At 71.9% G+C, this 22,582-nt stretch carries 24 protein-coding genes; 13 read left to right on the top strand and 11 right to left on the bottom strand.

The window, feature by feature from the left end; genetic code table 11:
- Positions 1-35: 35 nt before the first annotated feature.
- Entirely contained in the window at positions 36-944 is a 909-nt protein-coding gene (locus DEJ25_RS09800) for a LysR family transcriptional regulator (protein WP_181427399.1), read from the bottom strand.
- 48 nt (positions 945-992) lie between these two features.
- Here DEJ25_RS09800 and DEJ25_RS09805 point away from each other — a divergent pair, with 48 nt between their 5' ends.
- Complete coding sequence (locus DEJ25_RS09805) at positions 993-2,252, top strand: MFS transporter (protein ID WP_110905007.1); 1,260 nt, start codon at positions 993-995, stop codon at positions 2,250-2,252.
- Positions 2,253-2,391: 139 nt separating this feature from the next.
- On the top strand, positions 2,392-3,042 hold the full coding sequence (locus tag DEJ25_RS09810) for a hypothetical protein (protein ID WP_146240658.1): 651 nt from the start codon (positions 2,392-2,394) through the stop codon (positions 3,040-3,042).
- A gap of 90 nt (positions 3,043-3,132) precedes the next feature.
- Here the strand turns inward: DEJ25_RS09810 and DEJ25_RS09815 are convergent, their stop codons facing one another.
- Positions 3,133-4,047, bottom strand: a complete 915-nt coding sequence (locus DEJ25_RS09815) for a cation diffusion facilitator family transporter (RefSeq protein WP_111044566.1) — start codon at positions 4,045-4,047, stop codon at positions 3,133-3,135.
- A gap of 47 nt (positions 4,048-4,094) precedes the next feature.
- Between DEJ25_RS09815 and DEJ25_RS09820 the strand changes: the two genes are divergently transcribed.
- Both DEJ25_RS09820 and DEJ25_RS09825 read left to right on the top strand, forming a co-directional pair.
- A complete protein-coding gene (locus DEJ25_RS09820) occupies positions 4,095-4,766 on the top strand; it encodes a DUF4166 domain-containing protein (RefSeq protein ID WP_111044567.1) in 672 nt (223 codons plus the stop codon).
- Between the two features lie 19 nt (positions 4,767-4,785).
- A complete protein-coding gene (locus DEJ25_RS09825) occupies positions 4,786-5,769 on the top strand; it encodes an epimerase (protein ID WP_111044568.1) in 984 nt (327 codons plus the stop codon).
- Here the strand turns inward: DEJ25_RS09825 and DEJ25_RS09830 are convergent.
- The gene (locus DEJ25_RS09830) at positions 5,741-6,802 is read right to left on the bottom strand and encodes an EamA family transporter (protein ID WP_258366275.1); all 1,062 of its coding nucleotides are present in this window, start codon (positions 6,800-6,802) and stop codon (positions 5,741-5,743) included. The two genes, DEJ25_RS09825 and DEJ25_RS09830, sit on opposite strands and share 29 nt — an antisense overlap.
- A 71-nt stretch (positions 6,803-6,873) precedes the next feature.
- Here DEJ25_RS09830 and DEJ25_RS09835 point away from each other — a divergent pair, with 71 nt between their 5' ends.
- Positions 6,874-7,788 carry a LysR family transcriptional regulator gene (locus DEJ25_RS09835; protein ID WP_111044569.1) on the top strand — a complete coding sequence of 305 codons (915 nt, stop codon included), beginning with the start codon at positions 6,874-6,876 and terminating at the stop codon, positions 7,786-7,788.
- A 266-nt stretch (positions 7,789-8,054) separates the two neighbouring features.
- Here DEJ25_RS09835 and DEJ25_RS09840 read toward each other — a convergent pair whose 3' ends face one another.
- The 3 genes from DEJ25_RS09840 to DEJ25_RS09850 are packed head-to-tail and all read right to left on the bottom strand — an operon-like array spanning position 8,055 to position 10,170.
- Positions 8,055-8,501, bottom strand: a complete 447-nt coding sequence (locus DEJ25_RS09840; protein WP_111044570.1) for a hypothetical protein — start codon at positions 8,499-8,501, stop codon at positions 8,055-8,057.
- Complete coding sequence (locus DEJ25_RS09845; protein WP_111044571.1) at positions 8,498-9,631, bottom strand: hypothetical protein; 1,134 nt, start codon at positions 9,629-9,631, stop codon at positions 8,498-8,500. Before DEJ25_RS09845 ends, DEJ25_RS09840 begins: the two co-directional genes overlap by 4 nt.
- The gene (locus DEJ25_RS09850) at positions 9,628-10,170 is read right to left on the bottom strand and encodes a hypothetical protein (RefSeq protein WP_111044572.1); all 543 of its coding nucleotides are present in this window, start codon (positions 10,168-10,170) and stop codon (positions 9,628-9,630) included. The genes DEJ25_RS09845 and DEJ25_RS09850 overlap by 4 nt, the downstream gene beginning before the upstream one ends.
- A 133-nt stretch (positions 10,171-10,303) precedes the next feature.
- Between DEJ25_RS09850 and DEJ25_RS09855 the strand changes: the two genes are divergently transcribed.
- Positions 10,304-11,446, top strand: coding sequence for a geranylgeranyl reductase family protein (locus tag DEJ25_RS09855; protein ID WP_111044573.1), 1,143 nt, complete (start codon positions 10,304-10,306; stop codon positions 11,444-11,446).
- A gap of 48 nt (positions 11,447-11,494) precedes the next feature.
- Here DEJ25_RS09855 and purB read toward each other — a convergent pair whose 3' ends face one another.
- The 3 genes from purB to DEJ25_RS09870 all read right to left on the bottom strand — a co-directional run bounded on the left by purB (position 11,495) and on the right by DEJ25_RS09870 (position 13,865).
- Positions 11,495-12,880 (bottom strand): adenylosuccinate lyase, encoded by a 1,386-nt coding sequence (gene purB, locus DEJ25_RS09860; RefSeq protein ID WP_111044574.1) that lies wholly within the window; start codon positions 12,878-12,880, stop codon positions 11,495-11,497.
- A complete protein-coding gene (locus tag DEJ25_RS09865; protein ID WP_110905026.1) occupies positions 12,877-13,389 on the bottom strand; it encodes a low molecular weight protein-tyrosine-phosphatase in 513 nt (170 codons plus the stop codon). The genes purB and DEJ25_RS09865 overlap by 4 nt, the downstream gene beginning before the upstream one ends.
- Before the next feature lie 74 nt (positions 13,390-13,463).
- Positions 13,464-13,865: a phage holin family protein gene (locus DEJ25_RS09870; protein WP_110904996.1), complete on the bottom strand. Its 402-nt coding sequence runs from the start codon at positions 13,863-13,865 to the stop codon at positions 13,464-13,466.
- 52 nt (positions 13,866-13,917) lie between these two features.
- Here DEJ25_RS09870 and DEJ25_RS09875 point away from each other — a divergent pair, with 52 nt between their 5' ends.
- From DEJ25_RS09875 to DEJ25_RS09900, 6 genes are all read left to right on the top strand, one after another.
- Positions 13,918-15,024 (top strand): histidinol-phosphate transaminase, encoded by a 1,107-nt coding sequence (locus DEJ25_RS09875; protein ID WP_111044575.1) that lies wholly within the window; start codon positions 13,918-13,920, stop codon positions 15,022-15,024.
- Positions 15,025-15,029: 5 nt separating this feature from the next.
- Positions 15,030-16,166: a thiamine pyrophosphate-dependent dehydrogenase E1 component subunit alpha gene (locus tag DEJ25_RS09880; RefSeq protein ID WP_111044576.1), complete on the top strand. Its 1,137-nt coding sequence runs from the start codon at positions 15,030-15,032 to the stop codon at positions 16,164-16,166.
- 86 nt (positions 16,167-16,252) lie between these two features.
- On the top strand, positions 16,253-17,212 hold the full coding sequence (locus DEJ25_RS09885) for an alpha-ketoacid dehydrogenase subunit beta (protein ID WP_111044604.1): 960 nt from the start codon (positions 16,253-16,255) through the stop codon (positions 17,210-17,212).
- A gap of 44 nt (positions 17,213-17,256) precedes the next feature.
- Positions 17,257-18,825: a dihydrolipoamide acetyltransferase family protein gene (locus DEJ25_RS09890; protein ID WP_111044577.1), complete on the top strand. Its 1,569-nt coding sequence runs from the start codon at positions 17,257-17,259 to the stop codon at positions 18,823-18,825.
- 114 nt (positions 18,826-18,939) lie between these two features.
- Positions 18,940-19,515, top strand: a complete 576-nt coding sequence (locus tag DEJ25_RS09895; protein ID WP_111044578.1) for a GNAT family N-acetyltransferase — start codon at positions 18,940-18,942, stop codon at positions 19,513-19,515.
- A gap of 109 nt (positions 19,516-19,624) precedes the next feature.
- Positions 19,625-20,359, top strand: coding sequence for a GntR family transcriptional regulator (locus DEJ25_RS09900; protein ID WP_110904991.1), 735 nt, complete (start codon positions 19,625-19,627; stop codon positions 20,357-20,359).
- Between the two features lie 61 nt (positions 20,360-20,420).
- Here the strand turns inward: DEJ25_RS09900 and DEJ25_RS09905 are convergent, their stop codons facing one another.
- Positions 20,421-20,873 carry a PTS glucose transporter subunit IIA gene (locus tag DEJ25_RS09905; protein WP_110904990.1) on the bottom strand — a complete coding sequence of 151 codons (453 nt, stop codon included), beginning with the start codon at positions 20,871-20,873 and terminating at the stop codon, positions 20,421-20,423.
- Entirely contained in the window at positions 20,870-21,106 is a 237-nt protein-coding gene (locus DEJ25_RS09910) for a glucose PTS transporter subunit EIIB (RefSeq protein WP_110823137.1), read from the bottom strand. The genes DEJ25_RS09905 and DEJ25_RS09910 overlap by 4 nt, the downstream gene beginning before the upstream one ends.
- A gap of 180 nt (positions 21,107-21,286) precedes the next feature.
- On the opposite strand from DEJ25_RS09910, the gene DEJ25_RS09915 reads away from it, so the two are divergent.
- Positions 21,287-22,555 carry a PTS transporter subunit EIIC gene (locus tag DEJ25_RS09915; protein WP_110904989.1) on the top strand — a complete coding sequence of 423 codons (1,269 nt, stop codon included), beginning with the start codon at positions 21,287-21,289 and terminating at the stop codon, positions 22,553-22,555.
- Positions 22,556-22,582 lie beyond the last annotated feature (27 nt).

Genomic DNA, 22,582 nt, shown 5'->3' on the forward strand with positions numbered 1-22,582 from the left:
GGACGTCCGTGCCCGGGGCTTCCGTGCCCGCGACGTCAGCGCCGCGCTGCGACGATCGCCCGGGCCAGCGCCTGCGTCGCCCGGTTGGGCTCCGGGACGCTGCGCATCGCGAGTCCGATCCGGAGCGACTCGACCTCGTCCTCGAGCTCCAGCACGGCACCGTCGTGGCGGACGCCCGAGTCCGGGACGACGCCCACGCCGATGCCCGCCGACGCGAAGCGCACCACCGCGGGCATGTCGTTCATCTCGGCGACCACCCGGCGCCGGATGCCGAGCCGGTCGAGTACACCGTCCAGGATCATCCGGTTGGCGAACCCGTGCGCGGTGTCCACGAAGGACTCGTCAGCCAGTTCCGCCAGCGACACCGAGGAGCGACCGGCGAGCGGGTGGTCGGCGGCGACGAACACCCGGAACGGCATCTCGCGCAGGGGTTCGACGACGACACCGGACGGGGTCGTCGGCAGGCCGGTGTACGCGAGGTCCAGCCGTCCCGCGACCAGGTCCTGCACGAGCCCCGTGGTCCCGCTCGGTGAGGTCATGAGCTCGACGGCGACCAGCGGATGGCGCTGCCGGAAGCCGCGCAGGACGCCGGTCAGGTCGACGACGTCCATGCTCGTGAAGATCCCCAACCGGACCCGGCCGCGGAGTTCGGCGTCGGACACCGCGGCGACGTCGCGCATCCGGTCGAGCGACTCGAGGACGGCGCGGGCATGGGGCAGCAGGTCCTCGCCGGTGGCGGTCAGGACGAGGCGTCGGCCGCCGCGTTCGAAGAGCCGCACTCCGAGCGTCCGTTCCAGGCTCGCGATGCCGGCCGACACGGTCGACTGTGCAGCCCAGAGCCGTTCGGCCGCACGGGTGACGCTGCCCTCGGCCGCGACGTTGAGGAACTGTTCGAGCAGGCGGGTCTCCATGCCACCATCATCGATGATCTCGATGGCGCACATCAAGATGATCCGTTTGACCCGATGAACGGGCCGCGCGAGCATCGGAGCATGTCAACCGTCATCGAACCTCCGGCGACCGGCTCACCGGCCACCGCTCCGGCCCCTCGCGGCCGTCTTGCGCACACCCGCCGGCGCCACGGCTACGGCTTCTGGGCCGTCGCCTTCGCGTTCACATCGGTGATGGCCTTCGCGACCGTCCCCGCGCCGCTCTACGTCATCTACCAGGCACGAGACGGCTTCCCGACCTTCACCACGACCGTCGTCTTCGCCGCCTACGGGCTCGGTGTGGTCGGGTCCCTGTGGCTCGCCGGGCACCTCAGCGACGTGCACGGTCGTCGCCCGCTCATCCTCGTCTCGATCGCGCTGGAACTCGTCGCCGCGGTCCTGTTCCTGGTCTGGAACGACGTGACGGGTCTGATCGTCGCGCGACTCGTCACCGGTCTCGGCGTCGGGACACTCACCGCCACGGCGACCGCGCACCTCGGGGAACTCAAGGTCCGGGCGACCGGTGACGAGTCCTCCGCGAAGGGCGCGAGCGTCGCAGCTGGCGTGGTGAACCTCGGCGGACTCTCCCTCGGCGCACTCATCGGCGGCGCGCTGGCCGAGTTCGTCGGACGGCCGCTGATGGTCCCGTACGTGGTGTTCGTCGTGGCACTCGTGATCGCGTTCGTGGTCGTCCTCGCCGTCCCGGAGACCGTCGACCGTCCGACCGAGCCCGTGCCGTACCACCCGCAGCCGCTGCGGGCACCCGAGGGCCAGGGCGCCGCGTTCTGGGCCGCCGGCACCGGTGCCTTCGCCGCGCTCGCCGTGCAGGGGCTCTTCACGTCGGTCGCGCCGACGTTCCTCGGCACCACCTTCCACGTGACCGACCGGCTGGCCGCCGGCGCGACGACCTTCGGCGTCTTCGCCGCGAGTGCCCTGTCCCAGGTGGTGTTCGCGAAGCTCCCGCAGCGCACCCAGATCCGTCTCGGCGTCGTCCTGCTGGTCGGCGGGCTCGCCGTCCTCGCGGTGTCCGCGGTGGTCCTCCAGGTCGCCGGCTTCATCGGTGGTGGCGTCGTCGCGGGTGCCGGCGTCGGCCTCCTCTTCCGCGCCTCCATCGGCAGCGCCGGTGCCCTCGTCGGCCCGGAGGAGCGCGGCGGGGTCCTCGCGGCCACCTTCCTCATCGCCTACGCCGGGCTCACCGTGCCGGTCGTCGCGGTCGGCGCCGCGCTGCTCGTACTGCCCACCCTGCCGGTGCTCATCGGGTACGTGGTGCTCGTCGCGGCGCTCGCGGTCTTCGCCGGAGCCCGACTGGCCGCACGCGCCTGACCGGCACGCGCCTCCCGGCCGAGACGGGCCTGTCTGCGAGAGACGCCGCGGACTCGGCGAGACGCCGCCGGATCCAGCGGCGTCTCGGGCATGCGGCCCTCCGGCCGGGAGGCCCGCACCCCTCCGGCATACTGGCCGCATGCCCGCCCAGCGCTCTCGTTCCGCCCTGACCGGCATCGCCGCTGTGGTCGCCGCCGTCGTCGTGATCGGCGGCTTCGCGCTGACGAACGCCCGTGAGGGTGACGACGCCGTCCTCTCCGCGGCTCCCTCGGCAACGGCGACCGCTCCGGCCGGCCAGGGCGCCGACACCGGCAGCACCGACACCGGCAGCACCGACACCGGCAGCGACAGCAGCGTCGCGGTCATCACCCGCAGCGGCCCGGACCTGCCCGGCACCGCGGTCCTCGACCGGTGCGCGTCGGACGGCCGCGCCTCGGTCGCGCGGTACGACACGGCCGCACTCGGCGAGGTCGTGCTGCAGTGCGGCACCTCGGCGCAGGGCTACGAGCACATCCGCGTCCGGCACACCCGCGACTGGCAGGACGTCCTGGCGGGGCACACCACGCAGCGGGACTGGGACGACGCCATGCTCACGGCGGTGCGGGCGGCGCTGACGAATCCGCAGAAGGGGCTTCCCGTCGACGCCGGGGACGGCAAGGTCTGTTACGCCGCACCCGTCCGCTTCGACGACGGCAGCACGCCCAGCCCGGACGGGTTCGTCAAGGTGATCGTCTCGGCGACCACCGAGCGGGTGATCACCGCGTACCCGACGCGCGACTCCGACTGCTGACCGGCTGGCGCCGGCCGGCCACCACGCCGAGACGATCGTCGGCATCGGCATCGGCACCGGTACCGGTACCGGCATCGGCACCGGCACCGGTCAGGCGTGCACCTCGTGTTCGTGCCGCTGGTGCGAAGCGGGCTCGAGCTGGAACGTGGAGTGCTCGACCGGCACGTCGAAGTGCTCGGCGACGCACTGCTGCAGCTCGTCGAGGATCGCCGGCGCGTGCGCGGTCGTGAAGCAGTGGTCGTCCACCACGACGTGCGCGGTGAGGTTCGGGACGCCCGTCGACACCAGCGTGGCGTGCAGGTCGTGCACCGCGATGACGTGGTCGAGCTCCAGGATGTGTCCGCGGACGGCGTCCAGGTCCAGGCCACGCGGGGTCGCCTCGAGCAGCACGTCGGCGGTCTCGCGCAGGAGCTTCACGGCCCGGGGCAGGATGAGCACGCCGATGAGCAGTGCGGCGACGGAATCGGCTCGCTGCCACCCGGTCAGGAACAGCACGACGGCCGCGACGATGACGGCGACGGACCCGAGGGTGTCGTTGAGGACCTCGAGCCGAGCGGCCCGCGAGGTGAAGCCCTCACCGGATGCCCGGACCAGCACCGCGAACGCGACGAGGTTGCCGATGAGCCCCACGAAGCCGAAGACCAGCAGCGGTCCGGCGTCGATCTCCTCCGGGACGAACAACCGTCGCACCGCCGAGATCACGACGTAGACGCCGACGGCGAGCAGGATCGCCGCCTGGGCCGTCGCGCCGAGGACCTCGGCGCGCTGGTACCCCCAGGTGCGCCGTGCGGTCGGGATGCGCCGGGCGAGCCGGGTGGCGACGAGGCCGATCCCGAGCCCACCGGTGTCGACGACCATGTGCCCGGCGTCGACGAGCAGTGCGAGCGACCCGGTGACGACCGCGCCGACGACCTCGGCCAGCAGGATGCTCGCCGAGATGCAGAACGCGATCAGCAGCGCACGCTCGGACGCGTGTCCGTGCGTGTGGCCGTGCTCGTGTCCCATGTCGCCCATCGTAGGAGCCGCCTCCGACGGCGTGCCAGGATCGGAGCGTGACCGGGTCGCCGTACCGACTGAGCGCGCCCGACGACGGCCTCGCGGCGCTCCACCCGCGGCTCCGCACCTACTTCGGGGCGGTTCCGCCCGGACACGTCGGCCGCGGCACCGGCGTCTTCTCCGTCGTCGGCACCCCGAGGCGCTGGCTCTGGCCGCTCCTGGCCGTCTTCGCGCGGGACGGGGTGATGTTCCCGGTGTGGGAGCACGACGTCCCGTTCACGGTCGAGAACCGCCCGGTCCAGGTGCGTCGCGGACGGCCGGGAACGGACCCCGGCCGGCAGGCGCGCCCAGCGGTCCGCGCGCACCGCACCTTCCACTTCGCGAACGGTGACCGCACCATGGTCGACGCGATCACGGCGGAGCCGGAGGGCCTCGTCGACCACCTCGGCCACCGCGGCCGGGTGAGCGCGCTCCTGGCGGTCGAGGTCCCCGTGACCGGACCCGACGCGGGGGCGCTCCGCCTGGTCTCCACCCGCGTGACCGTGCATGCGCTGGGTCGGGAGTGGAGCCTCCCGGTCGTCATCGCGCCGCGGGTGGAGCTGACGGAACGATTCGATGACGATGCGGACGAGCAGCGCGTGTCCCTGACGCTCTCCGCGCCGGTGATCGGCACGCTGTACCGGTACGAGGGGGCGTTCCGGTACGCCGTCGTGCCCGACGACGTGTGACCGGAGCCGGGAGGACAGCATGGACGAGCAGCAGCAACAGCGGCGTGTGGTGGTGGCGGGGGCGAGTGGTTTCGTCGGCCGGCACCTGCAGGACGCGTTCCGCGCCGAGGGGTACCAGGTCGTCACCGTCGGCAGGACCGGTGACGCGGTGTGGGGCAACACCCTGCGGATCCGCGAACTCGTGGACGGTGCCGACCTCGTCGTGAACATGGCGGGCAAGAGCGTCAACTGCCGGTACGGGCGCCGGAACCGAGCGGAGATCATGCGCTCCCGCGTCGACACCACGCTCGAACTCGCCGAGGCGATCCGGTCGGCCGAGCACCCGCCGCCGCTGTGGCTGAACGCCTCGACTGCGACGATCTACCGACACGCCGACGACCGGCCGCAGGACGAGGCGACCGGTGAACTCGGCGAGGGGTTCTCGGTCTCCGTCGCCCGCGCGTGGGAGGACGCACTCTTCGCGACGGACCTGCCCGGGACACGGCGTGTGGCGCTCCGGATGGCGATCGTGTTCGGCGACGGCAGTGCGTTGCTGCCGCTCCTGCGGTTGGCGCAGGTCGGACTCGGCGGTCCCCAGTACGACGGGCCGTGGTTCCCGACCCGAGCACGCCTGGCCGCGGGGACCTACCACCACGACCGGCACACCCACGGGCGGCAGCGCTTCAGCTGGGTGCACATCGACGACGTCCTCGGTGCGATCCGGTTCATCCGCGACCACGAGGACGTCGACGGACCGGTGAACGTCACCAGCCCGGAGCCGTCCGACAACCGCACCGTGATGGCGACCCTGCGCGACGCCGTCGGGCGCCGCTTCGGCCTGCCGACCTGGCGGTGGATGCTCGAGCTCGGGTCGTTCGCCATCCGCACCGAGACCGAGCTCGTGCTGAAGAGCCGGTGGGTGGTACCGACGCGGCTGACCGAGGCCGGCTACGTGTTCCGCTACCCGCACCTGCACGGCGCGCTCGCCGGGATCATCACGGAACGGCGTCAGCACCGGGGCTGAGCTCGGCGGCCGGGGGCTGCTGCCCGCGGGACGCCGGTGTCGGCGCCGACGCCGACGTCCACGGTCGAGACGCCGGCGTCTGTGCAGGACGCCCCGGTGTGCTCGAGACGCCGCCGGATCCCGCGGCGTCTCGGACGCCCGGCGGCGTCTCGCGACCGGCAGCGCCGGCCCGCGGCGGCCGCGACGACCACAGCACCGCGCCCACGACCACCGCGCCCGCGAGCACCTCGACCAGGTCCGGGACCTCGCCGAACGCCGCCCACGATGCCAGCACCCCGACGACCGGCACCAGCATCGAGAACGGCGCGACCGTGCTCGACGGGTACCTGCCCATCAGCCGCGACCAGATGCCGTAGCCGACGACGCTCGCCGCCAGCACGATGTAGAGGACCGCGAGGTCCGCGGGTACGGCGGCGGCGGTGAACGCGGTGCCGAGCGCCTGCCCGATCCGGTCCGGCCCCTCGACCAGGAACGACAGGACGGCCATCGGGATCGGCGGCACCACGGCCCACCAGAGGGTGAGGTGCAGCGGGTTCACCGGGCCGGCCTTCCGGGTCGCGACGTTGCCGATCGCCCAGCCGAGGGCGCCGCAGAGCACGAGCACGACGGGCAGCAGTGCCGCGGTCTGGGCACGGTGCAGGGCGATCACGGCGAGGGCGGCCACGGCGATGCTGACCCCGACCACCTGCCGGGCGCTCAACCGTTCGCGGAGCAGCACCCCGGCGAGCAGCACGGTGAACGGCGCCGAGGCCTGCACCACGAGCGACGCCAACCCCGAGGGCATGCCGGCCGCCATGCCGAGGTAGAGGAACGCGAACTGCAGCACGCCGAGCGTCGCGCCGACCAGGACGATCCACCGGAACGGGATCGGCGGCCGCGGCACGAACAGCAGCGTCGGGACGGCGAGCAGCGTGAACCGGAGTGCGGCGAGCAGGAACGGCGGGTAGTGCTCGAGGGCGATCGCCGTGGCGGGGAAGTTCAGCCCCCACGCGACGGCGACGACGAGGGCCAGGATGCGGTCGCGGAGCAGCACCGGACGATCGTCCCGCACCGGACGCGGTAGCACCAGCGAACGTTCCGACACTGTCGTTGTAGGGTCCCTGCATGGTCGGCTTCGACATCGCCCTGCTTCCCGTCCTCCGCGAACTCGCCGAGCGGGGCAGCGTCACCGCGGTCGCGACGGCGACCCACCGGACGCCCAGCGCGGTGTCCCAGCAGCTCCGGACCCTCCAGCGGCAGGCCGGTGTCCCGCTCGTCGAGCGCATCGGCCGCGGTGTCCGGCTCACCGAGCACGGGCGGGTCCTGGCGGGCCTCGCCACCGGCGTCGCCACGGCACTGGCGACCGTCGAGTCAGCGTGGGCCGAGCACCTGGCGGGGGCCACCGGCACGGTCGACCTGGCGGTGTTCCCCTCGGCCGCCGAGCTGCTGCTGCCCGGCCTGCTCACCCGGATGCGTGCGCACCACGGGATCGCGCTGCAGCTCTCGGACGTCGACGTCAGCGAGGGGGAGTTCGCGCCGCTCACCGCCGACCACGACATCGTCATCGGCCACCGCCCGGACGGTGCCCGGGGCGCGGACCGCCGGAGCGTCGAGACCGTCCCGCTGCTCCGGGAACCGCTCGACGTCGCCCTGCCGCTCGACCACCCGCTGGCGGACCGGCACCGCGTCGGCATCGAGGACGTCGTCGGCGCGACCTGGATCGGTGTCCCGGAGGACTACCCCATCGACCGGGTGCTCACCGCGATGGCCGCCGCGACCGACGCACCGCCCGAGGTCGCATTCCGCACGATCCACCTGCCCGTCATCGAGAACCTGGTGGCGGCCGGACACGGCATCGCGCTCGTCCCGCGGTACACCTCGCGGACTCGGGCACCGGGCCGGTTCCGGCTGGCGACCCTGGCGGACGTCCGCGCCGGACGACGGATCGAAGCCCTCGTCCGTCCCGACCATGCGGTCCGACCCGCGGTCCGGATCGTCCTGGAGGCCCTGGTCGCCGAGGCCACGGCCGTCACCGCCTGAGACGGCCCGGACGGGCCGCATCGCTCCGCTACGCACCATGCGTATTGCCCGGTGTACCGGGAGCCGCTACGCTGCAGGCGTAGCGCGGGGGTGGTACGGGGCGACCGGTCGTCCGGGGTGCGTGGTTGAGGGGGTCGGGTGGTCGGGCTGCATCGCCAGCCCGAGCGCGCGAACCACGCGACGACCGGCCGGCCCCGGCCAGCCCGCGTCTCGGCAGGTCCCGTCTGGGCAGGTCCGTCCGGGCAGGCCCGGTCCCGAGCCCCGTCTCACGACCGGCCGCGTGCCTCCTCGATCTCCTGCAGGAGCGCCGTCAGGCGGTCCAGGTGCTCGGCGGTCACGTCCTGGTTCAGCGTCCGGGCGGCGTAGAGGCTGACCGGGCTGGTTCGCTCCGCCAGGGTGAACCGGAGTGCGGCGTCGATCGTCTCGGTGAGCTGGCTCGCCGGACCGGTCAGGTACGACGGGTCGATCTCGAAGTACTCCGCGATCGCATGCAGCAGCCGCTCGTCATCGACCACGTAGCGGTTGCCCAGGCGCATGTACTCCCAGCGGGACCGGCTGAGCTTGACGTCCCGGTCGGCCAGCCAGTCGCGGATCTTCGGGTACGTCACCGGGCCACCGTCAGGGGCGGTGATGGTGCTGCAGAGCAGGTGCAGCTTGCGGGCGAGCTCGGCGCGCTGGGCCTGCTGTGCCTCGGTGAGCTTGTCGTGGTTCATGGCGTCGACTCGATCCGTTCCGGGTCTCGTTCGGTGTGCTCGTCGCCGGCCGGGACGTCGTCGTCGGGCAGGCTGAGTTCGTCGATCAGGGAGTCCGTCACGCCGGTCGTGGCAGCGACGCCCATCAGGTGGATGACCCCGCGTTCGTACCAGCGGGGCCGGAACTGGCGGAGGCGGATGTTGTCCTCGAGTTCCGCCCACCGCTGGTAGAGCGCCACCTCGGCCTCTTCTCCGCGGCTCCGGAACGCGTGGGCCCGACGGACGCTCCGCGGGTAGACGCTGAACTCCGGGTGCGCCTCCATCGCGCGATCGGTGATCGGCAGGCTGACCAGGAGCAGCAGGCGGCGCCACACCGGCACCACGACCGGGCGGGCGGCCGCGAACACGACCCCGACCGCGGTCAGGCTCGCCATCGACACCACGGCCAGTTCCCAGAGCGGGTCGACGGTGCCGACCATGGCGAAGTGCCGGTCGACGAACAGCCGCACCGCGCCCGCGGCCAGGCTCTCGGTGATCCAGGCGAGGTCGACGAGCGCGGCGATGCCGATCAGCCAGACGCCCCACCGCGTCGTCCACTCGCCGTAGAGGGGCAGCCCCCGGAACGCCACCGCGGCGACCTGCACGCCGTACAGTCCGACGCAGATCGGCAGCACCGCGGCGAACAACTCGCGGGTCGGTTCGCCCGTGTACCGGCCGAGGAACGGGTCCGAGACGGCCCAGTCGCTCATCGCGAAGAGGGCGACCTGCACGGCGACGGCCACCAGGACCAGTCCCCACGTCAGGCGTTCACCGAGGGGTCGGCGCTCACCGTGCTCGGCGCGGATGACCATGACCTCGAGGCAGCCGAGCGCGACGACCACCGCGGACCGGTACACCAGGTTCGTGACGTTGTGCCCGCCGAGCAGACCGTCGACCAAGAGGTAGACGAACGGGGCCTGCAGCGTGCACCCCAGCGCCCAGACGAGCACCCCGGGTACGAGCATCGAGCGGGGGCCGGTCTGGTCGTCGGCGTCCGGATGCGCCGGCAGCGGCTGGCGCACGTTCGGGGACAGCATCGACAGCGCTGCGAGGCCGACGGACGCCACCGTCACCACGCTCGCCACGAAGACCCAGCCGTCCAGGAGGTTCATCCGCCGAACACCCGCCCGAACCGCACGTCCCGGCCCCGTGCGCGGGCGTGCCGCATCACGCGCACACTGAGCTCCACGCCGACCAGCTCCGCCAGGCGTTCCTCGTCCTCCGAGAAGTCCGTGTGCCCGTAGAGGAACTCGAGGTCCGGCGTGTACTCCTGCTCGAGGGTCTCCCCGGACCGGACCACCCGGCGGCCGGGCATGATGCCGTCGACCTTCTCCTGGACGAACCGCGCGAACCGAGGGTCGATGCCGTGCGACTCCCCCGGTCCGTCCGGGCTGATGAGCATGTGGCCGTGCTCGTGGTTGATGACGACGAGCTGCGTGCCGGAGGGCGCCGGCGGGTAGGACACGACCGCGGTCCCGTCGTCGTACCCGGCCCAGAGCCCGTGCACGTCCTGGTGTGCGAGCCCGCGGACCAACCGGTAGGTGACCTCACGGCCGGTGACCTCCTGCACGAGGCGGCGGATCGTGGACATCGGGACCGCGCCCGGCAGCCCGTGGTCGTCGACGATCTGCACGGCGGTGTTGCGGCTCACGTCCCTCGACACGGATCCCGCTCCCCACTCCTGGCCCCCCGCGGGGCAGCCTGCACGCCCGACGCAGTCAGCGTAGCCGCTCCCATCGCCGCGAGGGCGGTCGTGAGGGCGGTCGCCGGTAGGCTCTGGCCCCATGCAGGACACGGAATCCGATCAGCCCTGGGACGTCGTGGTCGTCGGAGCCGGCCCTGCCGGTGCCACCGCAGCCCGGCACGCAGCGCTCGGCGGCGCCCGCGTCCTGCTCCTCGACAAGGCGGTCTTCCCCCGGTACAAGACCTGCGGTGGCGGCATCATCGGGCAGTCCCGACGGCGGCTCAACGACCGCGCCCTCGCGACCATCGAAGCGGACCTACCCGAAGTCGGTTTCTCGCACCGCATGGGCCGCGTGACCCGGGTCCGCACCGAGGTGCCGTTCGTCGCGATGGTCGACCGGGAGCGGTTCGACCAGGCGAACGTCGACGCTGCGCAGGAGGCCGGGGTCGTCTTCCGCGACGGCGCCAACGTCCGCGCGCTCGCCGACGAGGACGGCCGCACCCGACTGACGCTCTCGGACGGCGACGAACTGGTCGCGCGCATCGTGATCGGCGCCGACGGCTCCGGCGGTCGGGTCGGACGGTACGTCGGCGCCGTGATGGCCGTCACGGACCTCGGACTCGAGGTCGAGGTCCCGCGTCGCCCCGAGGACGCCGCCACCGGTGTGCTCCTGGACTGGGGCCCGCACCCCGGCACGTACGCCTGGGTCTTCCCGAAAGCCGACACCCTGACCGTCGGGGTCATCGAGCAGAAGGGCCACGCCGACCAGACCCGTCGCTACCTGGACGACTGGATCAAGCGCCTCGGCCTGCACCCGACCGACCAGGACCGCAGCAGCGGCCACCTCACCCAGTGGCGCACGGGGGACTCACCGCTCCGCCGCGGCACAGTCCTGCTCGCGGGCGAGACCGCGGGCCTCCTGGAGCCGTGGACGCGCGAGGGGATCTCGTTCGCCCTGCGATCGGGGGAGTGGGCCGGAACCGCCGCTGCCGCGCACGTCGCCGGTGACCGCGCGGCGCTCGACCGCTACGAGTCGCAGGTGCGCTCGGAACTGGTCCCCGAGATCGACGCCGGGGCACAGCTGCTCCGTGTCTTCACGCGGTTCCCGGCCGGCTTCCACTTCCTCATCTCGAAGACGCCGTTCGGCCGCGGCTACTTCGTCCGGTACTGCCGCGGCGAGACGACCCTCGCCCGGGCCTTCCGGCACCGCTGGGTGCGGAAGGTCACCGGCTGGCTCGGCTGACCACCGGCCGGCCAGGCCGACGAGCCGGCCGGACCGGTCGGGTCCGGCTCAGACCTCGAGGCGGTCGACGAGTTCGTCCGCCAGGCCCGTGTAGGTCGCCGGGGTGAGGTTCGTCAGTCGGGCCTTCGCAGCATCGGAGACGTCGAGTCCGTTCACGAACGCCACGAGCTCCTGCCGCCCGATGCGCTTGCCCCGGGTGAGCTCCTTGAGCATCGCGTAGGGGTCTTCGATGTCCGACTGCCCGGCCGTGACCTCGGCGCGGATCACGGTCTGGATGGCCTCGGCCAGGACCTCCCAGTTGTGGTCGAGGTCCTCGGCGAGGCGGATCTCGTTCACCGCGATCTCGCCCAGACCACGGCGCAGGTTGTCGAGCGCGAGCAGCGAGTGCCCGAACGCGACGCCGATGTTGCGCTGGGTGGTCGAGTCGGTCAGGTCGCGCTGCAGACGGCTCGTGACCAGGGTCTCGGACAGCGTGGAGAACAGCGCCGAGGAGATCTCGAGGTTGGCCTCGGCGTTCTCGAACCGGATCGGGTTGATCTTGTGTGGCATCGTCGACGACCCGGTCGCGCCGGCGACCGGGATCTGCGTGAAGTACCCCATCGAGATGTAGGTCCACACGTCGGTCGCCAGGTTGTGCAGGACGCGGTTGGCGTGCCGCACTCGGTCGTACAGCTCGGCCTGCCAGTCGTGCGACTCGATCTGCGTCGTCAGCGGGTTCCACGTCAGACCGAGGCCCTCGACGAACTCGCGGGACAGCGCGGGCCAGTCGGCCTCCGGGTCCGCGGCGAGGTGCGCCGAGAACGTGCCGGTCGCACCGGAGAACTTGCCGAGGTACTCGCCCCGCTCGACCTGGGACAGGATCCGCTCGAGTCGGTAGACGACGACCGCGATCTCCTTGCCGAGCGTGGTCGGCGTCGCGGGCTGGCCGTGGGTGTGCGAGAGCATCGGCACGGCCCGGAGGCTCGTGGCCATCTCGCGCAGGCGCTCCACGACCGCGCGTGCGGACGGCAGCCAGACGTGTTCGACGGCGTCACGGACGGTCAGCGCGTAGGAGAGGTTGTTGACGTCCTCGCTGGTCGCGGCGAAGTGCGTCAGCTCGGCGACGGCGTCGAGGCCCAGGTCGCTGAGACGGCGGCGGACGAAGTACTCGACTGCCTTGACGTCGTGGCGGGTGGTCGCCTCGATCTCGGCGAGCTCCGCGATCTGCTCCTGGCCGAAGTCGTCGACCAGGGCACGGAGCGCGGCCTTGTCGTCGACCGACAGCGGGGAGGTGGTGAACATCGCGTGGTCGGTGAGGAACACGAGCCATTCGACCTCGACCCGGATCCGGGCACGGTTGAGGCCGGCTTCGGACAGGTGCTCGCCCACCGTGTGCACGATCGGGTAGTAGCGCCCGTCGAGCGGGCTGATCGGCTGCGGGGGAAGGGGGGTCATGGGGCTCCCTGGCGGACTGCCGGCTCGAGCTGGTGGAAGAGCGCCCGGCAGGCCCGTTCGACCGTGCTGAGCACCCGGTCGAACTCGTGTCGGTCCGCGTAGTACGGGTCCGGCACGTCGGCCTGCTGAGGCCAGGCGTCGTCGTACCGCAACAGGAGCGTCACCTTCGCGGCGTCGTCCATGGTGGGGGCCCACGAGCGCAGGATGCGTTCGTGGGATCGGTCGAGTGCGACCACCAGGTCGAGGTCCGGGAACCGGTCCGGGTCGAACTGACGGGCGCGATGCCTGCTGCCATCGTATCCACGTGCCGCGAGGGCTGCGATCGTGCGCTCGTCGGCGGGTTCGCCGACGTGCCAGTCCCCGGTGCCTGCGGACTCGACCACGAACCGGTCCGCCAAGCCGGCGTCGGCGGCCACCTGCGCGAAGACGATCTCGGCCATCGGGGACCGGCAGATGTTGCCGCTGCAGACGAAGGAGACACGGAAGGGCGACGGGGCGCCGGCGTCCATGGTCATGTGCACATCATGGCCCAGCCGGACGCCGGACGCGATGCCCGGCCACCAGGCGCGATGGTCGCCCGGCCTCAGGCGCGACCGCGGCCGCCCAGGACCGGACGGGCGACCAGGCCGACGAGCCAGGCGAAGACCGCCAACACGAAGGCCCCGACGATGCCCCAGCCGAACGACTCCACCGACAGGCCGAAGCCCAGCCCGGTCGAGATCCCGGCGACGATGAGCAGCAGGACCGCGTTGACGACGAACGAGATCAGCCCGAGCGTCAGGACGTAGAGGGGGAACGCCACGATCCGGATCAGCGTGCCGATCACCGCGTTGACGATGCCGAACACCAGCGCGACGAGCAGGTACGTCAGGACGGTCTCGACGGGACCACCGTCCCCGAAGGAGTCGACGGCGACTCCGCTCACGAGGAGCGTGGTGAGCCAGAGGGCGACGGCGTTGACGATGAGCCGGACGAGGAACCGCATGGCCCCATGATGCCCGCCCTCCCCGCGAACAGCCCGCCGGTACGCTGGGACGGTGACCGACCAGTCCGTGCCGACCGTGCACATCCGCCCCGAGATCGCCGTGCTGCCGCCCTACAAGCAGGGACGTCAGGCCGCTCCGGACGCTCTGAAGCTCTCGAGCAACGAGAACCCCTTCCCGCCGCTGGCCGGGGTGGTCGAGGCGGTGCAGGCGCAGACGGCCTTCAACCGCTACCCCGACGCCACGGCGCTCGCGGTCCGTGCGGTGCTCGCGAACCGGTTCGGCACCACCGTGGACGAGGTGCACGTCGCCCCGGGCAGCGTCGCGATCCTGCACGAGCTGGCGAAGGCGACCTCCGGCCCGGGTGACGAGGTCGTCTACGCCTGGCGGTCCTTCGAGGCGTACCCGGGTGTCGTCACGGTCGCCGGTGCCACGAGCGTGCAGGTCCCGAACCGGGCCGACGGTGGCCACGACCTCGACGCGATGGCGGCGGCGGTGACCGAGCGCACCCGCATGGTCATCGTGTGCACGCCGAACAACCCCACCGGCCCGATCGTCACCGGCGCGGAGTTCGGCGCGTTCATGGAGCGGGTGCCGACCTCGGTGCTCGTGGTCCTCGACGAGGCCTACGCCGAGTTCGTCACCGACGTCGATGCGGTCCGCGGGCCGGCGCTGCTCGAGCGGTACCCGAACCTCGTGGTGCTCCGGACCTTCTCGAAGGCGTACGGACTCGCGGGCCTCCGGGTCGGGTACGCGCTCGGACCGGCATACGTCCTCGACGCCGTCCGTGCCTGCGCCATCCCGCTGTCCGTCACGGCGCAGGGCCAGGCGGCCGCGCTGGCCAGTCTCGAGCGCGAGGGTGAGCTGCTGGACCGCGTCGCCGAACTGGCCGAGCGCCGGGACCGGATCCGCGCGGGGCTGCTCGAACAGGGGTGGGACGTCCCGGCGGCGCAGGGCAACTTCGTGTGGCTGCCGACTGGCGAGCACACCGCCTTCGCCGCCGAGGCCTTCGAGCACGCCGGGCTGATCGTCCGGGCCTTCGCGCCCGAGGGCATCCGCATCTCGATCGGGGAGCACGAGGCTGTCGCAAAGCTCCTCGAAACCGCGAGTGCCGTTGTGGAACGTCTCACAACGACGGCTCCTGAGCGGCCGGTACGCTGACGGACATGTTGTTCCGCGCCGCGGCTCCTGCGACGACCCCCGTCCAGCTCCTCGATCCCGAGGGCCGGTTCGTGGAGACCGACGAGAACGCCGAACTCGCCGCCGTCGCCCGGGCCCTCCCCGATGAGACCCTGCTCGCCATGCACCGCCAGATGGTGCTCACCCGACGCTTCGACCACGCCGCCGGCAACCTGCAGCGCACCGGTCAGCTCGGACTCTGGGCGCCGAGTCACGGGCAAGAGGCCGCGCAGGTCGGCTCCGCGTTCGCGCTCCGCCCCCAGGACCACCTCTTCCCCTCGTACCGCGAGCACGCCGTCGTGATGCAGCGCGGGGTCGAGCCGATGGAGATCATCTCGCTCTTCCGTGGCCAGGCCCACGGCAACTGGGACCCGGACGCCCGCGGCAACACGCACATCTACACGCTCGTCATCGGCGCGCAGACCCTGCACGCCACCGGCTACGCCATGGGTCAGGCGCTCGACGGCGTCGTCGGCACCGGCGACCCGGACGTCGACGAGTGCTCGATCGTCTACTTCGGTGACGGCGCGACCAGCCAGGGCGACGTGAACGAGGCGTACGTGTTCGCCGCCTCGCACACCGCGCCGGTCGTCTTCTTCCTGCAGAACAACCACTGGGCGATCTCGGTGCCGGTCTCGGTGCAGTCCCCGACCCCGCTCGTCGACCGTCCGCGAGGCTTCGGCATCCCGAGCATCAAGGTCGACGGCAACGACGTGTTGGCCTCGTACGCGGCGAGTCTCGTCGCGACCGACCACGCCCGCAGCGGTCAGGGCCCGGCGTTCGTCGAGGCCGAGACCTACCGCATCGGTGCGCACACCAGCTCGGACGACCCGACGCGGTACCGCGGCGACGACGAGCTCGCCGGTTGGGTCGCCCGCGACCCGATCACCCGGTCCGAGGCGTACCTGCGCAGCAAGGGCGCCACCGACGCCCAGTTCGCCGAGTTCGACGCCGAGGGCGAGCAGATCGCCGCCGACATCCGGACCCGCACGAGTGCCCTCCAGGACCCGCCGATGGAGGCGATGTTCGACAACGTCTACCGTGAGCCGCACCCGCGCATCGACGAGCAGCGCGCATGGCTCCGGGACTACGAGGCCGGCCAGGACGCAGGAGCCCACGCATGAGCACCACCGAGCAGCTCTTCGACTACACGTTGCGCACGCACCCCGGCGCGGGCGAGGTCCCCGAGGACCCGACCCCGACCCTCCCGATGGCCAAGGCGCTCAACGCCGGCCTGGCGAAGGCGATGGAGGCGGACGACAAGGTCCTGCTGATGGGCGAGGACATCGGCCGTCTGGGCGGCGTCTTCCGCATCACCGAGGGCCTGCAGGACCGCTTCGGTGCCGACCGCGTCCGGGACACCCCGCTCGCCGAGTCCGGCATCGTCGGCACCGCGATCGGCCTGGCGCTGCGCGGCTACCGTCCCGTCATCGAGATCCAGTTCGACGGCTTCGTCTGGCCCGCCTTCAACCAGATCACCTCGCAGCTGGCGAAGATGGCGAACCGACTGCCGGCCCACATGTCGCTGCCGATCGTCATCCGGATCCCCTACGGCGGGCACATCGGCGCGATCGAGCACCACCAGGAGAGCCCGGAGACGTACTTCGCGCACACCCCGGGGCTGCGCGTGGTCAGCCCGAGCACCCCGAACGACGCCTACTGGATGATCCAGGAGGCCATCGCGTCGAAGGACCCGGTGGTCTTCTTCGAGCCGAAGTCGCGCTACTGGCCGAAGGGCCAGGTCGACCTGATCGACGGCCACGTGCCGATGCACACGACCCGCGTCGCCCGCACCGGCACCGAGGTCACCCTCGTCGGCCACGGTGCGATGGTCGCGACGCTCATGCAGGCCGCCGACATCGCGGAGGCCGAGGGCACCAGCTGCGAGGTCGTCGACCTCCGCTCGATCTCGCCGATCGACTGGGAGCCACTGCTCGCCTCGGTGCGCAAGACCGGCCGCCTGGTCATCGCGCAGGAGGACTCGGGCTTCATCAGCGTCGGCAGCGAGATCGCCGCGACCGTCGCCGAGCGGGCGTTCTACACGCTGCAGGCCCCGCCGCTGCGGGTGTCCGGGTTCGACATCCCCTTCCCGCAGTCGAAGCTCGAGCACTTCCACTTGCCCGACGCCGACCGCGTCCTCGAAGCCGTCGACCGCGCCCTCGCCTACTGACCCGCACCACTCCCGTACGAACGAACCCTGCTGAAGGAGCCGACGTGGCCGTCGCCGAATTCCCCCTGCCCGACGTGGGGGAGGGCCTGACCGAGGCCGAGATCGTCCAGTGGCGCGTCGCCCCCGGTGACGAGATCGCCGTGGACCAGGTGCTCGTCGAGATCGAGACCGCGAAGTCGCTGGTCGAGCTGCCGTCGCCGTTCGCCGGCACCGTCACCGGCCTGCTCGTCGCCGAGGGCGACACGGTCGAGGTCGGCAGCCCGATCATCCGCGTCGAGTCCGACGCGGTCGAGCCGGTGGGGAGAAGCACGGCCCCCGTCGCCGACAGCGCCCCGGCCGCGCAGGCCCCCGCGCCCGCTCCGGTGGCACCGGCTCCGGTGGCATCCGCTCCGGCGGCACCCGCGCCCGTCGCGCAGGCTCCGGTCCCCGCCCCGGCCGCTCCGGCCCATGCAGCTCCGGCTCACGCCGCCGCTGCCCCCGCGCCGGCCCAGGTCGCCGTCGACGCCGGTGTCGTCGGTGCCGACGAGGGCTCCGGTGCCGTGCTCGTCGGCTACGGCTCCGCCACCTCCGCACCCTCCCGCCGGAAGCCGGGTGCCCGCCGGGCCGCGGCCGCCGCTGCGGAGGCGAGCCGCGCCTCCAGTCGGGAGGCCGACCTGTCGTTCGTGACGGACGAGGGTGAGGCGACCACCGCCGACGCCGTCGCCGCCCAGGGGCGTCGTCCCGCGCGGCCGTCGATGCCGAGCGCCTCGGCGCTGCAGGTGATGGCGAAGCCGCCGATCCGGAAGCTCGCGAAGGACCTGGACGTCGACCTGAGCACGGTCGTCCCCACCGGCCTCGCCGGCGAGGTCACGCGTGACGACGTGATCCGGCACGCCAAGCAGGCCAGCGTCTTCCGCAACATCGAGACGCCCGAGTGGGGCGGTGTCCGCCAGGAGACCATCCCGGTCAAGGGCGTCCGCAAGGCCATCGCGACCGCGATGACCACCTCGGCGTTCACGGCGCCGCACGTGTCGCTGTTCGTGGACGTCGACGCGACCCGCACCATGGAGTTCGTCAAGCGCCTCAAGGAGTCGCCGACGTTCGCCGGGGTGAAGGTCAGCCCGCTCCTCATCATGGCGAAGGCCGTGATCTGGGCCGTCCGTCGCAACCGCTCCGTGAACTCGTCGTGGACCGACCGCGAGATCATCGTCCACCACTTCGTGAACCTCGGGTTCGCTGCGGCCACCCCGCGCGGGCTGCTCGTGCCGAACATCAAGGACGCGCAGGACATGTCGCTCCTCGAGCTCGCGAAGGCGATCGAGGAGATGACCCTCACGGCCCGTGACGGCAAGACGTCCCCGGCGCAGATGGCCGACGGCACGATCACGATCACGAACATCGGTGTCTTCGGCATGGACACCGGCACGCCGATCCTCAACCCGGGCGAGGTCGCCATCGTCGCGATGGGCACCATCAAGCCGAAGCCGTGGGTCGTCGACGGGGACGTGCGCTCGCGCATGGTGACCACGATCGGTGCCTCGTTCGACCACCGTGTCGTCGACGGGGACGTGGCGTCGCGCTTCGTGCACGACGTCGCTTCGGTCATCGAGGAGCCCGCGCTCCTGCTCGACTGAGCGGGGCGACCGCGCGGCCCGATCCGGCCGAACGACGCCGACGGATCGGTCCGGGTCGCGCGGTCTTGGTGTGCCGTTCACGCCGATGTCGGCGGAGCGGGGGATGATCAGCACATGGTCCACCAGCTGCTCGTGCCGCAGCAGGAGATCCGGACGGGTCGCCTGGTGCTCACGCCCGTGACGCCCGCGGACATCGACGCGGTCCACGAGCTCTTCTCGGACGCCCGGACCTGGACGCACCTCCCGGCCGGGCGACACACCTCCCGCGCCGCGACGCAGGACCTGGTGCAGCGGAAGATCGGCGGGCGCGTCCGACACGGGCTCGGCTCGTGGGCGATCCGAGCGGCCGACTCCGGTGTGTTCCTCGGCATCGGCGGTGTCGATCTCACCGCCGGCGGCGTCTGGAACCTCGGGTACCGCCTGGCCCCGGAGCACCACGGCCACGGCTACGCGACCGAGGTCGCCCGGGCCGCGGTGGACGCCGCACGCGAACTGCGCCCGGACGTCCCGGTGACCGCCCGGGTGCTCACGAACAACCCGGCATCGGCTCGTGTGCTCGCCCGGGTGGGGCTGACCCAGGTCTGGCAGGGGCCGACACGGACGGCAGCGCCCGAGGGCGTCGAGTGCCAGGTGTGGAGCGACCGGACGCTGACGCCGGCGCAGCTGGACTGGCTCGTCGCGAACGCCTGACCGGCCCGGTGCAGAGCCTCCGCGGCGGTTGCACGCGCGGGTGCGGCCGGTACTGTGGGTGAACTGGTCATGTCCGCACAGGACCACCTGATCCACACGAGGAGTCCGCTTGCCGAGCCGCATCACCGAGGGTGCTGAACCGAAGCACCAGCAGCTGCGGCGGATCCTGCTCGACCAGATCACGACCCGCCTCGCGCCGGGCGCCGCTATCCCCTCGGAGCGACAGCTCATCGCCGAGTACGGCGTCTCGCGCATCACCGTGCGGGAGGCCCTGGGCCAGCTGGTGAACGAGGGACACCTCGAGCGCGTCCGCGGCAAGGGCACCTTCGTCGCGAACCGCCCGATGCAGTCGACCCTGCACCTGGCCTCGTTCACCGAGGAGATGCGCGCGATGGGGCACGTGCCGACGACGGTCGTGCTGATCCGGGAGGAACGCGTCCCGCCCGCCGCGACGGTCGCGGCCCTGCACCTCGGCGAGGGCGAGACCGCGCACCACCTCAAGCGCCTGCGGATGGCCGACGGGGCACCGGTCTCGGTCGACGACGCCTGGCTCGCCGCGGACGTGTTCCCCGGCTTGCTCGACCACGACCTGTCCGGCTCGGTGTACTCGATCGCGGCCGAGGTGTACGGGCACCCGATCGACCGGGCGCAGCAGACCGTGGCCGCCAACCCGGCGACCGACGACGTCGCGACCCTGCTCGGCACGAGGACCGGGGCGCCCCTGCTCGAGTTCGACCGGGTGTCGTACTCGGGGCCGCGGGCGGTCGAACACGCACGGAGCTGGTACCGCTCGGACCGCTACCGCGTGCAGATGGAGGTCACGGCCTCCCGGGCAGGAGCCTGACGCGGAGCGGGCCGGGAGCGAGCGGCTGCTCGCTCCCGGCCCGTCCGGTCGTCGGGGTCGGTCAGACCTCGAAGAGCGCGTCGCCCTCGGCCACGGTGGTGCCGACCGTGCCCTGCGGGACGGAGTCCGGCGTCGACCCGAGCACGACCACGGGGACGACGGGGGAGTACCCGGCCGCGGTGATGGCCGCGGGGGTGAAGCGCACGACGGGGTCTCCGGCGGCGACGGTGTCGCCCTCCGCCGCGAGGAGCGTGAAGCCCTCGCCCTTGAGCTTCACGGTGTCGATGCCGACGTGCACGAGGACGTCGGTGCCCGCGGCGCCCTGCAGTGCGAACGCGTGGGGGTGCAGCTTGACGATGGTGCCGTCGACCGGGGCGACCGCGGTGACCGGACCCTCGGCGCCGGTCGGGTCGACCGCGACACCGGCGCCGACGAGCTGCTCGGCGAACACCGGGTCCGGGACGTCGGAGAGTGCGACGACCGGGCCGGCGAACGGCGTGCGGACGACCGTCACAGTTCGTCCTGGATGTCCTGCGCCAGGTTGTCCGCGATCGGACCGACGATGACCTGCCAGCCGGTGCCGCCACCGACGACGGCCTGGGCGCCGGCGGCCTTGAGTGCGTCCTTGTCGACGAGGTCGCCGTCCTCGACCTCGACGCGGAGGCGGGTGATGCAGCCTTCGACCTCGTCGATGTTGTCGGTTCCGCCGAGTGCGGCGATGATGTCGGCAGCCTTGATGTCAGCCATCTGTTTCCTCCTCGTTACGGGTTCGCTCACAGGTTGACATGCAGTCCACGGTCATCGACACTACGAACTGGTCATGACCGGACAGGACCGGGACCTGGCGACACTGCCGAGGGTACCTGCGCCGTCCACGCGACTCAACTCACCCCGAACAGCTCCACCCGATGACGAGAGGAACTCCGCATGAGCACCGCTGCCACCACGGACGTGCCGGAGAAGAAGACGCCGAAGAAGCAGTCACGCTTCTTCGCGAATGCCCAACGGCTGGGCCGGAGCCTGTTGCTCCCGATCGCGGTCATGCCGGCCGCGGGCATCCTCAACCGGATCGGGCAGCCCGACCTGCTCGGTGCGATCCCCGGGTTCGAGACCGGTGCGAGCGTCATCGGCGCCGCCGGCAACGCGATCTTCACCTGGCTGCCCCTGCTCTTCGCGGTCGGCATCGCGATCGGCTGGGCGAAGAAGTCCGACGGCACGACGGCGCTGGCCGCGGTCGTCGGCTACATGGTCATGTACGAGGTCTTCAAGACGATGTCGCCGATCGTCCTGGCGGGCGTCAAGGACTCGGCCGGCAACCAGGCGACCATCAACTTCGGTGTGCTCGGCGGCATCGTGATGGGTCTCGTCGCCGCGGGCCTGTGGCAGAAGTTCCACCGGACGAAGATGCCCGACTTCCTCGGGTTCTTCTCGGGTCGCCGTCTCGTCCCGATCCTCACCGCGGCCGCCGGCCTGGTCATCGCCGTGCTGATGTCCTTCGTCTACCGGTACTTCGACATCGGTCTCACGTGGGTCGGCGAGCAGGTCACGTCGCAGCCGGTCGTCGGTGGCGGCATCTTCGGGTTCGCCAACCGCATGCTCATCCCGGTCGGCCTGCACCAGCTGCTGAACTTCTTCCCGTGGTTCCAGCTCGGCAGCTTCGCCGGTCCGAACGGCGCCGTCTCCGGTGACATCCCGCGCTTCCTGGCGGGCGACCCCACGGCCGGCATCTTCCAGACCGGCTTCTTCCCGATCATGATGTTCGCCCTGCCCGCCGGTGCCCTGGCGATCTGGCGCAACGCCCGCCCGTCGCAGCGCAAGCTCGTCGGTGGCATCATGCTCTCCGCCGCGCTGACGTCCTTCGTGACCGGCATCACCGAGCCGCTCGAGTACTCGTTCATGTTCGTGGCCTGGCCGCTCTACGTGATCCACGCCGTGCTCACCGGCACCTCGCTGGCACTGGTGAATGCGCTCGGCATCCACGACGGCTTCTCGTTCTCCGCCGGAGCGATCGACTACGTGCTCAACTTCGGCAAGGCGCAGGGGGCGATCTGGCTCATCCCGATCGGTCTGGCCTACGCGGCGGTCTACTACTTCCTCTTCAGCTTCGTGATCAAGAAGTGGAACCTCCGGACGCCGGGTCGCGAACCGGAGGACGAGATCGCCTCGGCCTCGGTCGACGACCTCACCAAGGCGTAGGTCGCCGGGCGCGACCGAGTCACGGAC

It is taken from the genome of Curtobacterium sp. MCPF17_011 (assembly GCF_003234145.1).
Taxonomy (GTDB): domain Bacteria; phylum Actinomycetota; class Actinomycetes; order Actinomycetales; family Microbacteriaceae; genus Curtobacterium.

What these genes read in the sequence shown, in the direction of transcription:
- DEJ25_RS09800 (WP_181427399.1), bottom strand. Translation starts at nt 944, where the DNA reads ATGTGCGCCATCGAGATCATCGATGATGGTGGCATGGAGACCCGCCTG.
- DEJ25_RS09805 (WP_110905007.1), top strand. Translation starts at nt 993, where the DNA reads ATGTCAACCGTCATCGAACCTCCGGCGACCGGCTCACCGGCCACCGCT.
- DEJ25_RS09810 (WP_146240658.1), top strand. Translation starts at nt 2,392, where the DNA reads ATGCCCGCCCAGCGCTCTCGTTCCGCCCTGACCGGCATCGCCGCTGTG.
- DEJ25_RS09815 (WP_111044566.1), bottom strand. Translation starts at nt 4,047, where the DNA reads ATGGGACACGAGCACGGCCACACGCACGGACACGCGTCCGAGCGTGCG.
- DEJ25_RS09825 (WP_111044568.1), top strand. Translation starts at nt 4,786, where the DNA reads ATGGACGAGCAGCAGCAACAGCGGCGTGTGGTGGTGGCGGGGGCGAGT.
- DEJ25_RS09835 (WP_111044569.1), top strand. Translation starts at nt 6,874, where the DNA reads ATGGTCGGCTTCGACATCGCCCTGCTTCCCGTCCTCCGCGAACTCGCC.
- DEJ25_RS09840 (WP_111044570.1), bottom strand. Translation starts at nt 8,501, where the DNA reads ATGAACCACGACAAGCTCACCGAGGCACAGCAGGCCCAGCGCGCCGAG.
- DEJ25_RS09845 (WP_111044571.1), bottom strand. Translation starts at nt 9,631, where the DNA reads ATGAACCTCCTGGACGGCTGGGTCTTCGTGGCGAGCGTGGTGACGGTG.
- DEJ25_RS09855 (WP_111044573.1), top strand. Translation starts at nt 10,304, where the DNA reads ATGCAGGACACGGAATCCGATCAGCCCTGGGACGTCGTGGTCGTCGGA.
- purB (WP_111044574.1), bottom strand. Translation starts at nt 12,880, where the DNA reads ATGACCCCCCTTCCCCCGCAGCCGATCAGCCCGCTCGACGGGCGCTAC.
- DEJ25_RS09865 (WP_110905026.1), bottom strand. Translation starts at nt 13,389, where the DNA reads ATGGACGCCGGCGCCCCGTCGCCCTTCCGTGTCTCCTTCGTCTGCAGC.
- DEJ25_RS09870 (WP_110904996.1), bottom strand. Translation starts at nt 13,865, where the DNA reads ATGCGGTTCCTCGTCCGGCTCATCGTCAACGCCGTCGCCCTCTGGCTC.
- DEJ25_RS09880 (WP_111044576.1), top strand. Translation starts at nt 15,030, where the DNA reads ATGTTGTTCCGCGCCGCGGCTCCTGCGACGACCCCCGTCCAGCTCCTC.
- DEJ25_RS09885 (WP_111044604.1), top strand. Translation starts at nt 16,253, where the DNA reads ATGGCCAAGGCGCTCAACGCCGGCCTGGCGAAGGCGATGGAGGCGGAC.
- DEJ25_RS09895 (WP_111044578.1), top strand. Translation starts at nt 18,940, where the DNA reads ATGGTCCACCAGCTGCTCGTGCCGCAGCAGGAGATCCGGACGGGTCGC.
- DEJ25_RS09910 (WP_110823137.1), bottom strand. Translation starts at nt 21,106, where the DNA reads ATGGCTGACATCAAGGCTGCCGACATCATCGCCGCACTCGGCGGAACC.
- DEJ25_RS09915 (WP_110904989.1), top strand. Translation starts at nt 21,287, where the DNA reads ATGAGCACCGCTGCCACCACGGACGTGCCGGAGAAGAAGACGCCGAAG.